The organism is Corynebacterium sp. LK26 (assembly GCF_014335085.1).
Classification (GTDB): domain Bacteria; phylum Actinomycetota; class Actinomycetes; order Mycobacteriales; family Mycobacteriaceae; genus Corynebacterium; species Corynebacterium jeikeium_D.
Genome location: NZ_PDHB01000002.1, coordinates 118,400 through 131,528, shown reverse-complemented (window position 1 = coordinate 131,528; position 13,129 = coordinate 118,400). Strand labels below are relative to the sequence as shown.

11 protein-coding genes are annotated in these 13,129 nt (G+C 60.5%); 10 read left to right on the top strand and 1 reads right to left on the bottom strand.

Annotated features, from left to right (window positions below; genetic code table 11):
* The first annotated feature begins 10 nt into the window (after positions 1 to 10).
* The 10 genes from CRD13_RS04115 to CRD13_RS04070 all read left to right on the top strand — a co-directional run bounded on the left by CRD13_RS04115 (position 11) and on the right by CRD13_RS04070 (position 11,966).
* Entirely contained in the window at positions 11 to 1,591 is a 1,581-nt protein-coding gene (locus CRD13_RS04115) for a carboxyl transferase domain-containing protein (protein ID WP_187401320.1), read from the top strand.
* 54 nt (positions 1,592 to 1,645) lie between these two features.
* On the top strand, positions 1,646 to 3,739 hold the full coding sequence (locus CRD13_RS04110) for an acetyl/propionyl/methylcrotonyl-CoA carboxylase subunit alpha (RefSeq protein ID WP_069359441.1): 2,094 nt from the start codon (positions 1,646 to 1,648) through the stop codon (positions 3,737 to 3,739).
* Between the two features lie 79 nt (positions 3,740 to 3,818).
* Positions 3,819 to 4,988 carry an acyl-CoA dehydrogenase family protein gene (locus CRD13_RS04105; RefSeq protein ID WP_069359442.1) on the top strand — a complete coding sequence of 390 codons (1,170 nt, stop codon included), beginning with the start codon at positions 3,819 to 3,821 and terminating at the stop codon, positions 4,986 to 4,988.
* A 2-nt stretch (positions 4,989 to 4,990) separates the two neighbouring features.
* Positions 4,991 to 5,533, top strand: a complete 543-nt coding sequence (locus CRD13_RS04100; protein WP_069359443.1) for a MaoC family dehydratase — start codon at positions 4,991 to 4,993, stop codon at positions 5,531 to 5,533.
* A gap of 7 nt (positions 5,534 to 5,540) precedes the next feature.
* On the top strand, positions 5,541 to 6,419 hold the full coding sequence (locus CRD13_RS04095) for a CoA ester lyase (RefSeq protein WP_069359444.1): 879 nt from the start codon (positions 5,541 to 5,543) through the stop codon (positions 6,417 to 6,419).
* Between the two features lie 102 nt (positions 6,420 to 6,521).
* Positions 6,522 to 8,276: an AMP-binding protein gene (locus tag CRD13_RS04090; protein WP_070601221.1), complete on the top strand. Its 1,755-nt coding sequence runs from the start codon at positions 6,522 to 6,524 to the stop codon at positions 8,274 to 8,276.
* 4 nt (positions 8,277 to 8,280) lie between these two features.
* A complete protein-coding gene (locus CRD13_RS10985; protein ID WP_016422175.1) occupies positions 8,281 to 9,033 on the top strand; it encodes a CoA transferase subunit A in 753 nt (250 codons plus the stop codon).
* Positions 9,034 to 9,702, top strand: coding sequence for a CoA transferase subunit B (locus tag CRD13_RS10980; RefSeq protein WP_005509864.1), 669 nt, complete (start codon positions 9,034 to 9,036; stop codon positions 9,700 to 9,702).
* Between the two features lie 58 nt (positions 9,703 to 9,760).
* Positions 9,761 to 10,969 (top strand): acetyl-CoA C-acetyltransferase, encoded by a 1,209-nt coding sequence (locus CRD13_RS04075; RefSeq protein WP_038627863.1) that lies wholly within the window; start codon positions 9,761 to 9,763, stop codon positions 10,967 to 10,969.
* A 133-nt stretch (positions 10,970 to 11,102) separates the two neighbouring features.
* Entirely contained in the window at positions 11,103 to 11,966 is an 864-nt protein-coding gene (locus CRD13_RS04070; RefSeq protein ID WP_016422177.1) for a CoA ester lyase, read from the top strand.
* Here the strand turns inward: CRD13_RS04070 and hypD are convergent, their stop codons facing one another.
* Positions 11,967 to 13,118, bottom strand: a complete 1,152-nt coding sequence (gene hypD / locus CRD13_RS04065) for a hydrogenase formation protein HypD (protein ID WP_049172770.1) — start codon at positions 13,116 to 13,118, stop codon at positions 11,967 to 11,969. It lies immediately after the preceding gene.
* Between the last annotated feature and the right edge of the window lie 11 nt (positions 13,119 to 13,129).

Here is a 13,129-nt window from a genome sequence, read left to right as displayed (position 1 = left end):
TATTTCGCCCATGACTCACGCTCCAGCATTGACCAACCGACAGCGCCACGAAGAGCTCGTCGCAGAGCTCAAAGAGCTGCTTAGCACAACAGCACGCGGTGGTTCCGAACGTGCCCGTGCTCGCCATATTTCCCGCGGTAAGCTGCTGCCACGTCAGCGCATCAACCAACTGCTTGACCCCGGCAGCCCTTTCCTTGAGGTCGCACCGCTAGCGGCCCACGAAATGTATGGCGGCAAGGTTCCGGCTGCTGGCGTCATCGCCGGCATTGGCATCATCGAAGGTCGTCGCTGCCTGGTTGTAGCCAATGACGCAACCGTTTCCGGCGGAACGTACTACCCGTTGACTGTCAAGAAGCACCTGCGCGCACAGGAGATTGCCAGCCTTAACCACTTGCCGTGCATTTACCTGGTCGACTCCGGCGGGGCCATGCTTCTCAACCAGGATGAAGTTTTCCCTGATCGCGATCATTTCGGTCGCATTTTCTACAACCAGGCCAACCTTTCCGCTCGCGGGATTCCGCAGATTGCCGCCGTGATGGGATCCTGTACCGCCGGTGGCGCCTATGTGCCGGCGATGAGCGATGAAGCGGTCATTGTGAAAAACCAGGGCACCATCTTCCTGGCAGGCCCGCCACTGATTAAGGCTGCAACTGGTGAAGATGTCACACCAGAGGAACTCGGTGGCGGCGAACTGCACTCCAAGACCTCCGGCGTTACTGACCACCTCGCGGTTAACGATGCCGACGCACTGCGTCGTGTCCGCGATATCGTCGCAACGCTCCCCAAGGACCCGGAAGTTCCGTGGGACACAGAATCCACCGTCTCGCCGACTCGCAACCAGACCGATCTTTACGATGTCGTCCCCGTCGATGCCAAAGTGCCTTACGACGTTCACGAGGTTATTGAAATTATTGTGGATGGAGGTCAATACCAGGAGTTTAAGGCCGAATTTGGTACGACCCTGGTCACTGCTTTCGCCCGCATCCACGGCCACCGCGTCGGCATTATCGCCAACAACGGCATTCTCTTCGCGGAATCTGCGCAGAAGGGCGCGCACTTCATCGAGCTGTGTGATCAGCGCGGCATCCCACTGGTATTCCTGCAGAACACCACGGGCTTCATGGTTGGTCGCGAATACGAGGCCGGCGGTATCGCAAAGCACGGCGCCAAGATGGTCAACGCCGTGGCTACCACCCGCGTGCCCAAGTTCACCGTAGTCATCGGTGGTGCCTTCGGCGCCGGCAACTACTCCATGTGCGGTCGCGCATATTCGCCGCGCTTCCTCTGGATGTGGCCGAATGCTCGCATTTCCGTCATGGGCGGTCCACAGGCGGCGATGACGCTGTCGACGGTTCGTCGCAACCAGATTGAACGCTCAGGTGAGAGCTGGTCGCAGGAAGAGCAGGAGGAGTTTGAAGCTCCGATCCGCGAGCAGTTTGAGCGCCAGTCGCACTGCTATTACTCATCGGCTCGCCTGTGGGATGACGGTGTCATCGATCCCGCAGATACCCGCCGAATTCTTGGCATGGCCCTCGATGTGGCAAGTGGCGCGCCCCTGGATGAACAGGGCTTCGGCGTCTTCCGCATGTAGTAACCAGCTAAAAACTCTCGACACCGCATTTTCTGGAAAGGAAACACAGGGCACATGACAGCGCACAACACGCAGCCCCACGCAGCTGGCGGCAGCCTGAGTACCGTATTGGTCGCAAACCGCGGGGAGATTGCCTGCCGCATTATTCGAACCCTTCGTGACAACGGAATTCGCTCCGTCGCGGTCTACTCGGATGCCGATGCCGACGCCCCTCACGTCCGCATGGCGGATATGGCCATCCACATTGGCCCATCTCCGGCACGTGAGTCCTACCTGGTTATCGACAAGATTATCGATGCCGCTCGCCGCTGCGACGCAGACGGAATCCACCCCGGTTACGGCTTTCTGTCTGAAAACGCAGACTTCGCGACCGCCTGTGAGGAAGCAGGTATTGAATTCATTGGCCCACCGGCCAGTGCCATCAACACCATGGGTGACAAAATCTCCGCCCGCGCTGCCGTCGAAGCCCGCGATGTTCCCACCGTGCCGGGTCTGTCTCGCCCCGGGCTTAGCGACGAGGACCTCATTGAGGCAGCCCCATCGATTGGCTTTCCGGTACTGATTAAGCCGTCGGCAGGCGGTGGCGGCAAGGGGATGCACCGCGTGGAAAACGCTGCTGACCTGCCGGCTGCGCTCGCGACGGCCCGTCGTGAAGCGGCGGGTGCCTTCGGCGATGACTCCCTGTTCATCGAGCACTTCGTCGACACCCCGCGGCATATCGAGGTGCAGATTCTCGCAGATAAACACGGCAATGTAATCCACTTGGGCGAGCGTGAGTGCTCGCTGCAGCGACGCCATCAGAAGGTCATCGAGGAAGCACCGAGCCCTCTGCTGGATGAGGAAACGCGCAGCGCAATTGGTGAAGCGGCCTGTGACGCGGCCCGCTCGGTCGGCTACGTCGGCGCGGGCACGGTGGAGTTCATTGTGCCGGCGAAGGACCCGTCGTCGTTCTTCTTCATGGAGATGAATACGCGCCTGCAGGTTGAGCACCCCGTGACTGAGCAGGTCACCGGCCTGGATCTGGTGGCGCTGCAGGTTGACATTGCCTCGGGACGCCCACTGCCGGTTGCTCAGGAAGATGTAACTCTCACCGGTCACTCGATTGAAGCTCGCGTGTATGCCGAAGACCCGGCGGCGGGATTCCTGCCCACCGGTGGCACGGTCACACGTGTCGTCGAGCCGAGCGGGGCGGGAATCCGGGTGGATTCCGGCATTGTCGACGGTTCCGAGGTCTCATCTCTCTATGACCCGATGTTGATGAAGATCATCTCCCATGGGGAAAACCGTGAGCAGGCGCTCGAGCGGTTGGACCGAGCGCTCGGAGACACCGTTGTCGCAGGTGTCGGAGTCAATATCGACTTTTGTCGCTACCTGCTGAACGTCCCCGAGGTTCGCGCCGGCGATCTTGATACCGGTCTGCTCGACCGCGTGGCGGAAGGCTTCGCCACCTCCGAAACACCGGACGATGTCTACCTCGCCGCTGCGATGGACTGGCTGACTTCCCGCTTTGAACAAGCCACCGACTCACCGTGGCTGACCCCGGATGGCTGGCGTGCCAGTGCGCCTGCCGCGCAGCGCATTCGCTTTGGGGCAGGGGAGGACTCGCGTCTGATCTCGATTGTGGGCACCCCGGCGAGTGCTGACGTCGTTGTCGGTGACGTAGTCGCAGGTCTGTCGGCCGAAGCGGAGAACGAAGATATCGACGTTCCAGAACCGCGAAATTACAAAGTTTCGGTCTTTCGCGACGGGGAACATCTGCGCATCGTCCGCGACGGAGTCGCACAGCACTTCCTGGTCGAGACCATCGACAATGCGGGGTCGGCGAACCACGAAGAGTACGTCGTCGCCGGTGCCCACGGCACCTGGGTATTGCCCCGCACCGAGGTAGTCACCACCGGTGCCGAAGCCGATGCAGGCGGCTCTGGCGTCATCCAAGCTCCGATGCCCGGCGCGATTATCGCGTTGGCGGTGGAGGAGGGAGCCCGCGTCGAAGCTGGTGAGGCTCTGTTGGTCATGGAGGCCATGAAGATGGAGCACACTCTCACTGCCGAAATTGCAGGTGAGGTTAGCTTCACCGTCGCGCCGGGCGATCAGGTCACCGGTGACCAGCAACTGGCGGTCATCACTGTGGCCGAAGCCGAGGAATAAAAACCCACACGAAACGCACCAACCAGGTCTAACGCCAATCAAGTCCCACACCTACAAAATCTTTTAAGGAGCACTCATCATGTCCGAAAGCACCAAGATTGCAACCGCCATCCTCGACGACGAATACGTGGAACTGCAGAAAGTAGTTCGCGAATTTGCCAACGAAGTTGTCGACCCGGTTTCCGCCGAGCACGACCGCAACCACACTTTCCCGTACGAGGTTGTCTCGCAGATGGGCGAAATGGGCCTGTTCGGTCTGCCATTCCCCGAGGAAGTCGGTGGCATGGGCGGTGACTACCTGTCCTTCGGTATCGCCCTGGAGGAGCTGGCTAAAGTCGATCAGTCGGTCGCTATCACCCTGGAAGCCGGCGTTGGTTTGGGCGCCATGCCAATCTTCCACTTCGGCAATGACAGGCAGAAGGAGATCTACCTGCCCGAGCTGACTGCTGGTAAGAAGCTCGCTGGCTTTGGTCTCACCGAGCCGGATGCAGGTTCCGACGCCGGCGCCACCCGCACCACAGCCCGTGAAGACGGCGATGATTTCGTCATCAACGGCGCCAAGCAGTTCATCACCAACTCCGGCACGGATATTACTTCGCTGGTTACTGTCACCGCAGTCACCGGCCAGAAGGAAGATGGCAAGAAGGAGATTTCTACCATCATCGTGCCGAGTGGCACGGAGGGCTTTGTCGCGGAACCGGCTTACGACAAGGTCGGTTGGAATGCCTCCGACACCCACCCACTGACCTTCACCGATGTTCGCGTCCCGCAGGAGAACCTGCTGGGCACCCGTGGTCGCGGCTTCGCTAACTTCCTGTCCATCTTGGCCGAGGGGCGTGTCGCAATCGCAGCGCTTGCCACCGGTGCTGCGCAGGGTTGTGTTGATGAGTCGGTCCGCCACGCCAAGGAGCGCCACTCCATGGGCCGTGCGATTGGTGAGTACCAGGCCGTTTCCTTCAAGATCGCACGAATGGAAGCGCGTGCGCATGCCGCACGTATGGCGTGGTACGACGCAGCCGCAAAGATGGCCGCGGGCGCAGAGTTCCGTCGTGAAGCGTACATCGCCAAGATGATTGCCTCGGAGGCTGCGATGGACAACGCGCGCGACGCGACGCAGATTTTCGGCGGCTACGGGTTCATGAACGAGTACCGCGTGGCACGCCACTACCGCGACTCCAAGATCCTGGAGATCGGCGAGGGCACCACAGAAGTGCAGCTCATGCTGATCGCGCGCGGATTGGGGCTGTAAAAATGGCTGACAACAACGCAACCGAAGTCACCCACGACGTCGTCCAGCGCGGACTGTGGTTCGAAGAGTACGAGGTTGGCGCGCGTTACCTGCACCGTCCGGGGCGAACCGTCACTGAAACCGATGACGTCCTCTTCACGACGCTGACCATGAACACCCAGCCACTGCATCTGGATGCGCACTGGTCGAGCCAGCAGCCGGGATTCGGAGGCGAGCGCCTGGTCAATTCGATGTGGACGCTGTCGACGGTTGTCGGGCTGTCTGTCGGGCAGCTGACGCTCGGCACCATCGTCGCCAACCTCGGCTTCACCGAAGTGGCGTTTCCCGCACCGATGTTCCACGGCGACACCCTGTACGCAGAGACCGTCTGCCGTAACAAGCGCCTGTCCAAGTCCCGCCCCAACCAGGGCATCGTCGAGCTCGAGCACATCGGACGCAACCAGGACGGCACCGTCGTCTGCCGCGCAGTCCGTTCCACGCTCGTCCAATGCGCACCGACTTCGCTTGACGACGGCTCCGAGAACGCAGCTTCAGCGGGGAAGTGAGTGGCTCATGTCTACGCATAACTCCTGGCAGCCGCTGGGCCCTGCAATTCTGTTTGCGCCGGCCGATCGGCCAGAGCGATTCGGCAAAGCTGCTGACCGCGCCGACATGGTGATTCTGGATCTGGAGGACGGCTGTCGCGCAGAAAACCGTGAGGCTGCCCGCGAGGCTATCGTCTCCTGTGACCTCGATCCGGCCCGCACCATTGTGCGTGTCAATCCACCGGAGGTTGAGGACTACGCAGCGGATATTGACATGCTGCGTGGCACCGCTTTCCGCCAGGTGATGCTGCCCAAGGCTTCCTCGGCGCAGCAAGTGGATGAGTTGGTAGCGGCACTGGGGGAGAAGACCCAGGTCATTGCCCTTATCGAAACTCCGCTTGGGGTCATGCGCGCCGAAGAGCTGGCGCAGGCCGATGGCGTCGTTGCGCTGTTCTGGGGCGCAGAGGACCTGGTGGCGGGCTTGGCGGGAACGTCATCACGCTTTAGCGAAGCAGAGGCTGCACTCGCGCCGGGCCGTATCTATGCGGGCAGCTACCGCAGTGTGGCGGTACATACCCGCAGCCACGTTCACCTGGCGGCAGCGGCGCACGGTAAGGCCAGTCTGGATTCCATCTACGTCAATATCTCCGACGCGGATGGGCTAGCTGCGGAGGCAGCCGATGCCGCTGCGTTGGGATTCGCTGCCACCGTCTGTATTCACCCAGGTCAGGTCCCGACAATCCGCCAGGCTTATCGCCCTAGCGACGAGGAGATTGACTGGGCGCGTCGGCTCTTGGCGGAAGCGGAAAAGAACACCGGTGCCTTCAGTTTAGACGGCCAGATGGTGGATGCGCCGCTCTTCCGTCAAGCAGAAGCCATTGCTCGGCGAGCCGCTGTAACCGGTTAGTCCCACAGCCGGTAACTACCACTGATTTATCCCCCCTAAAGAACACAATTCCCTCTCACACTCCGCACTATGCGGAGTCACTTAAACCAAGGAGATCTCCCCATGACCGCGACATTGAAGAACCACGCAGAACAGCGCACTGCTGATCCTTCGAAGCTGCCGGAGGGCTTCACCACTGTGCCGGCACCATACGGCAAGGATGTTGTCGATGCCGATGGCAACAAGATGAGCCACGTGTTCGGCGCCGGTGTCGAGCAAGGTGCCGCTCCACTTCGCGATGAGACTCTCGGTGAGAACCTGCGTGCGATTGTGGAGAAATTCCCGTCTCGCGACGCCGTCGTTGACGTCTACGCGGATGTCTCCTTTACCTTTGAGCGTTTCTACAACCGAGTTCTGCGTCTGGCCAGCGCTTTCATCCGTGAGGGCTACCGTCCAGGAGATCGTATCGGCATTTGGTCCACCAACCGCTGGGAGTGGACCGTGGTGCAGTACGCCTGCCACCACATCGGCCTGGTGCTGGTCAACATCAACCCGGCTTACCGCCAGCACGAGCTGAACTACGTGTTGGAAAAGGCAGGTGTGCGTATGGTGTTTGCCGCCCGCCGCTACAAGGACTCCGATTACCGAACCATGCTGATCGAGGCCTCCAAGCAGCGCGGTGTGCGCCTGGACAAGGTCATCTACTTCGGCTCCTCCGAGTGGTACGAGCACATGCACAGCGAAATCGATGACCTGAGCGAGTACACCTCCCAGCTGAAGCCGGATGATCCGATCAACATCCAGTTCACCTCGGGCACGACAGGCTTTCCCAAGGGCGCTACGCTGACGCACCGCAACCTGCTGAACAATGGTTACTTCATCGGTGAGCTGTTGGGCTACACCGAGGCCGACCGCATCTGTGTGCCGGTGCCGTTCTTCCACACCTTCGGCATGGTGATTGGCACCTTCGCTGCCTTCACCCACGGTGCCGCTATTGTCATTCCGGCTCCGTCGTTTAAGGCGCGTGAAACGCTCAAGGCTGTGCACTCGGCTAAGGCCACCAGCCTCTACGGCGTGCCGACGATGTTCATCAATGAGCTTGAAGAAGCCCACGACCAGGAGGAATACGGCTCCCCTTACGACCTGTCGCTGCTGCGCACAGGTGTGATGGCAGGTACCTCGTGCCCGTCGAAGACCATGCGTGATGTGATGGACAAGCTCAATATGCGTGAGATTGCCATCTGTTACGGCATGACCGAGACTTCGCCGGTGTCCTTCCAGACCCGCGCGGATTCCCCGCTGGAAAAGCGCGTCAACACCGTCGGGCAGATCATGCCGCACCTGGAAGCCCGCATCATCTGTGAAGAAACCGGCGAGACCCTACCACGAGGTGAACAGGGCGAGGTCGTCGTCCGTGGATACTCCGTGATGAAGGAGTACTGGGAGCACCCGGAAAAGACTGCCGAGGCCATCGACGCCGACGGCTGGATGCACACCGGCGACTTGGGTGTGCTTGACGACGAGGGCTACCTGTCCATCACCGGACGTATCAAGGACATGCTCATCCGCGGTGGTGAGAACATCTACCCGCGCGAGATTGAAGAGTTCCTGTTCGCTCACCCGGCTGTTGTCGATGCACAGGTCATCGGCGTGCCGGATGACAAGTATGGCGAAGAAATCATGGCATGGGTAATTCTGCACGACGATGTGGAAGACCTCACCGCTGAGGACGTGGCGGCCTTTGCCCACGGCAAGCTGTCGCGTCACAAGATTCCGCGCTACGTCCACGTCGTCGAGGAGTTTCCGATGACCGCGTCGGGCAAGGTTCGCAAGGTTGAGATGCGTGAGATGGCTCCGCGAATCCTGGGCTGGGTGTAGAACAATGTCAAAAACAACTGATCAGACCGGTCGCGAGCTTGTCGCAGGCCTCGTCACTGATGGAATGACCCTGGCAGTCGGCGGTTTCGGCCTTTGCGGTGTGCCATATACCCTCATCGAGGGCGTGCGCGACTCCGGGGCAAAAGACCTCACCATCGTGTCCAACAACATGGGCATTGACGGTACTGGGCTCGGCATTCTGCTGGAGAACAAGCAGGTGGCAAAGGTAGTGGCCTCCTACGTCGGCGAGAACAAGGAGTTTGCTCGCCAGTACCTCGAAGGAGAAATCGAGGTGGAGTTCACCCCACAGGGCACTCTGGCAGAGCGTCTTCGCGCAGGTGGCGCAGGTATTCCCGCGTTCTACACCGCAACCGGCGTCGGCACGCTCGTTGCAGAGGGCAAGCCCCACGCCGACTTCGACGGACAGACCTACGTGCAGGAGCGTGGCATCGTTGCCGACATCGGCCTGGTGCACGCCTACCACGGCGATATTGACGGCAACCTTGTCTATCGCCGGACCGCGCAGAACTTCAACCCGCTGTGCGCAGCATCCGGCAAGGTGACCGTTGCAGAGGTGGAGTACTTGCTTGGCCGCGGCGAGATCGACCCGGATCTGGTGATGACTCCGGGTGTGTATATCCAGCACATCGTTCGCGGTGACGGACGCGAGAAGCTCATTGAAAAGCGCACAACTCGGCCACGCAATACCGATTCCAGCCACGATGCCGGTGACGCGGCAGCAGGGGAGGAGATTTAAATGGCACCTGCGAAGACAATTATGGACAAGGGCTGGAGCCGTGACGAGATGGCACAGCAGGCCGCTGAAGAGCTGCGCGATGGCGACTATGTGAATCTGGGTATCGGCATTCCGACACTGGTGGCAAACCATATTCCCGAAGGCGTGCGCGTTCTGCTGCAGAGTGAAAACGGAATTCTGGGAATGGGTGCCTTCCCATATGAAGGCGAAGAGGATGCTGACCTCATCAATGCGGGGAAGCAGACCGTGACATTGGTGCCGGGCGCGGCAATCTTCGACTCCGCCACCAGTTTCGGCATGATTCGCGGCGGTGCCGTGAAAATGGCCGTGTTGGGTGCGATGGAGGTGAGCCAGTGCGGTGACCTGGCCAATTGGATGATTCCGGGAAAGATGGTCAAGGGCATGGGCGGTGCGATGGACTTGGTCGCCGGTACCCCTCGAGTGGTGGTTTTGACCGATCATGTTTCCAAAGATGGCAAACCAAAATTGGTAAAAGCCTGCGAACTGCCCCTCACAGGTGCAAAAGTAGTGAAAAGGATTATTAGCAACCTGGGAAGCTTCGATGTCGCTGATGATCACCTGGTGCTACGCAGGCTGGCACCTGGGGTGACGCTGGCAGATATCGAGGCCAACACCGAAGCCGCATACGTGGTTGACCTCGAGAATTAAATACGCAGCAATCATGGTCAGTCCACACTCATCAGTTTTGACTTAGGAGAATCCATCCATGAGTAACCTTCCAGCTCCCAGCCCGAATGATGTCGTTATCCTCGCTGGTGCCCGCACCCCGCAGGGCAAGCTGCTCGGTCAGCTGGCACCGCTTACTTCCGTCGAACTTGGCGCTCATGCTGTCAAGCACGCTGTCCAGCGTTCCGGTGTTGCCCCGGAAGAGGTTCAGCACGTCGTTCTGGGCCAGGTGATTCTCGCAGGTGCTGGCCAGAACCCGGCTCGACAGGTCGCCATTAAGGCGGGTCTGCCATGGAATACGACTGCTGAGATCGTTAACAAGGTCTGCCTCTCGGGCCTAAACGCTGTCATTCACGCCGCTCGCTTGATTCGTCTCGGTGATGCAGACGTCGTTGTTGCAGGTGGTCAGGAGTCCATGACGCACGCTCCGCACGTTGCACGCGGTGTTCGTCAGGGCAAGTCCTTCGGTGCGCTGAAGCTGGAGGACACCTTGGAGCGCGACGGTCTGGTCGACTCCTTCGATGGTGTGTCCATGGGTACGCTTACCGACGGTCCGAACAGCGACCTCGGCATTAGCCGCGAGCAGCAGGACGAGGTTGCGGCCGCTTCTCACCAGCGTGCGGCTAAGGCGCAGGAAGACGGTATTTTCGCGCAGGAAATCGCTCCAATCGAGATTCCGCAGCGCAAGGGTGACCCGGTAGTTGTCGACACCGACCAGGGCATTCGCCCGGAGACCACGGTGGAGACCCTGGCTAAGCTGCGCCCGGTCTTCCTGAAGGAAAACGGCACCATCACTGCCGGTAACTCCTCGCCGATTTCCGACGGTGCCGCAGCAGTTGTGCTGGCATCGCGTGCTTACGCAGAAAAGCACGGACTGGACTACCTCGCAGTTGTGGGCAAGGCTGGCCAGACCGCAGGTCCGGATAACTCCCTGCACGCTCAGCCTGCGGACTCTTTGAAGGAGGCCCTGCGTCGCGCTGAGTGGGACGCGCAGGAGCTCGACTTCATCGAGATCAACGAGGCATTTGGTGCGGTGGCCGTCAAGTCCCTGCGTGAGCTGGACTACCCGCTGGAGAAGACCAACATCCACGGTGGCGCGATTGCCCTCGGCCATCCGATTGGCTGCTCTGGTGCCCGCCTGACTCTGACCGCTGCGATGGAGCTGAACCGTCGCGGTTCGGGTCGCGCTGGTGTGTCCCTGTGCGGTGGCGGCGGTCAGGGCGATGCGCTGCTGCTGTACCGCGACTAATCGCGAAAGGCTGAAAAACTCAGCAAGCCCGCGTTGTGGTTTCCACTCTATGGATGCCACAACGCGGGTTTTGTTGTCTCCTGGGGGAGCCCCTGCGCGAAGGTGATTCGAGTTTTCAATTAGGTTAGGAGCTATGACAGGCTTTAGCTCCCTCGATGGTGAACAGACCTTCCCTTGGCTTCCCTCTGGCCCGGCGCTACTCTTCGCCCCGGCTGACCGTCCGGAACGTTTCCAGAAAGCTGCTGAACGATCGGACATGGTCATCATTGACCTGGAAGACGGCGCTGCCGTTGACAATCACGAGCAGGCACGTGCGAACATCATCAACAATCCGCTCGACCCGGAGACGACTATTCTTCGGATCACCGGTCCCGGGACTCCGACCTTCGCGGAGGATGTCGCCTTTGCCCGTGCATGTGATTACGACATCGTCATGGTGCCCAAGATTCGAGACTCCATCCCCGCAGAGCTCGAGGGGTTGAAGATCATCGCGATGATTGAAACCCCGCAGGCCATGATTAATATCCAGCAGATTGCCACGCACCCGGACGTTGTGGGTCTGTTCTGGGGTGCCGAAGACCTGACCGCCGAACTCGGCGGGGTGTCCTCGCGGCAGAGTGTGGATGAAAACCCACGTCGCCACTACCGAGACCCGCAGCGTCTGGCGCGAGCACTTGTTCAGGTCCATGCAGCTGCAGCGGGCATTGCCGCCATTGATGCCATTCACGCTGATTTCCGGGATGAGCGTGGCCAGTATCTCGAGGCACTCGACGCAGTGGGGTGCGGATTCCTGGCTACTGCCTGTATTCACCCGGCGATGGTGCCACCGGTGCGTAAGGCATACAAGCCGTCGGACGCAACGCTGGCCCGCGCCCGGGAGATTGTCAAGCACGCTGGAACGCATACCGGCGCCTTCCAGCTCGATGGTGAAATGATTGACGCGCCCGTCGTAAAGCAAGCCGTGGCAGCGCTCGCGCGAGCGGGAATTACGGAGTAACTAGCGGCGAGATTTCGCCAGGTTCTCGGTGACCTTCCGATCGATGCGGCCGAAGTTGTAGTACGCCGCACAAGCGCCTTCGGGGGAGACCATGCAGGTGCCGATGGGGGTCGCCGGGGTGCAGGCAGTGCCGAAGACCGCGCACTGCCAGGGCTTGATGTGGCCGGTGAGCACAGAACCGCATTCGCAGGTCACGGGATCTGGGATACGGCGCCCCGGCACCTGGAAACGACGCTCGGCGTCGAATGCCGCGTATTCCTCAGAGATGCCGAGGCCGGAGTTTTCAATCCAGCCGAGGCCACGCCACTCGAAGGTGTCGCGGAGAGAAAAGACGCGGTCCATAAGTTTCTGCGCGGTGGTGTTGCCGGAGGAGCGAACGACGCGCGCGTACTGGTTGTCCACCCGCGACTTACCGGCAGCAACGTCGCCGCTGACGAATTGATCCAGCAGCATGACGACGGCCTGGAGCACATCCAATGGCTCAAAACCGGTGACCGCCACTGGCAGATTAAACTCGCGCGGCAGGAACTCAAAGGCGTCCGTGCCGGTGGTTGTAGCCACGTGACCTGGGCCGATGAAACCATCGACCTTGGTTTCGCCGCCGTTGACGATGGCGCGCAGTGGCGGCTCGATGAGTACGTGGTTGGAAAATACGGAGAAGTTTTCCACCCCCTGCCGGCGCGCGGCCTCAACGGTCACGGCAGTCGACGGGGCGGTTGTCTCAAACCCGACGGCGAAGAAAACGACCTGCTTATCGGGGTTATCGGTGGCAATCTTCAGCGCGTCGAGAGGCGAGTAGACAAAGCGCACATTGGCGCCGCGCGCACGTGCCTGCATCAGCGACGTTTCGGACCCCGGAACACGCATCATGTCGCCGAAGGTCGTGAAAATGACGTCTTCTTGCTGTGCCAGCCAAATGGCATCGTCGACGCGGCCCATGGGGATGACGCAGACGGGGCAGCCGGGCCCGTGGATCAGCTCGATGTTCTCGGGTAGGAGGTTTTCCAAGCCGTAACGGTAAATGGTGTGCGTGTGCCCGCCACAGACTTCCATCAGCGCGATGGGCTTTTCCAGCTTGGTGGCCTCGCGTTCAATGCGTGCGAGCAGCTTCTTCGCAGCGGCGGGGTCGCGGAATTCGTCAACGTATTTCATGGTGCCGTCCA

Excerpts from the sequence above, each read along its gene's own strand:
- CRD13_RS04090 (WP_070601221.1), top strand. The coding sequence starts at position 6,522 with ATGACCGCGACATTGAAGAACCACGCAGAACAGCGCACTGCTGATCCT.
- CRD13_RS10980 (WP_005509864.1), top strand. The coding sequence starts at position 9,034 with ATGGCACCTGCGAAGACAATTATGGACAAGGGCTGGAGCCGTGACGAG.
- CRD13_RS04110 (WP_069359441.1), top strand. The coding sequence starts at position 1,646 with ATGACAGCGCACAACACGCAGCCCCACGCAGCTGGCGGCAGCCTGAGT.
- CRD13_RS04095 (WP_069359444.1), top strand. The coding sequence starts at position 5,541 with ATGTCTACGCATAACTCCTGGCAGCCGCTGGGCCCTGCAATTCTGTTT.
- CRD13_RS04115 (WP_187401320.1), top strand. The coding sequence starts at position 11 with ATGACTCACGCTCCAGCATTGACCAACCGACAGCGCCACGAAGAGCTC.
- CRD13_RS10985 (WP_016422175.1), top strand. The coding sequence starts at position 8,281 with ATGTCAAAAACAACTGATCAGACCGGTCGCGAGCTTGTCGCAGGCCTC.
- CRD13_RS04100 (WP_069359443.1), top strand. The coding sequence starts at position 4,991 with ATGGCTGACAACAACGCAACCGAAGTCACCCACGACGTCGTCCAGCGC.
- CRD13_RS04105 (WP_069359442.1), top strand. The coding sequence starts at position 3,819 with ATGTCCGAAAGCACCAAGATTGCAACCGCCATCCTCGACGACGAATAC.
- CRD13_RS04075 (WP_038627863.1), top strand. The coding sequence starts at position 9,761 with ATGAGTAACCTTCCAGCTCCCAGCCCGAATGATGTCGTTATCCTCGCT.
- CRD13_RS04070 (WP_016422177.1), top strand. The coding sequence starts at position 11,103 with ATGACAGGCTTTAGCTCCCTCGATGGTGAACAGACCTTCCCTTGGCTT.
- hypD (WP_049172770.1), bottom strand. The coding sequence starts at position 13,118 with ATGAAATACGTTGACGAATTCCGCGACCCCGCCGCTGCGAAGAAGCTG.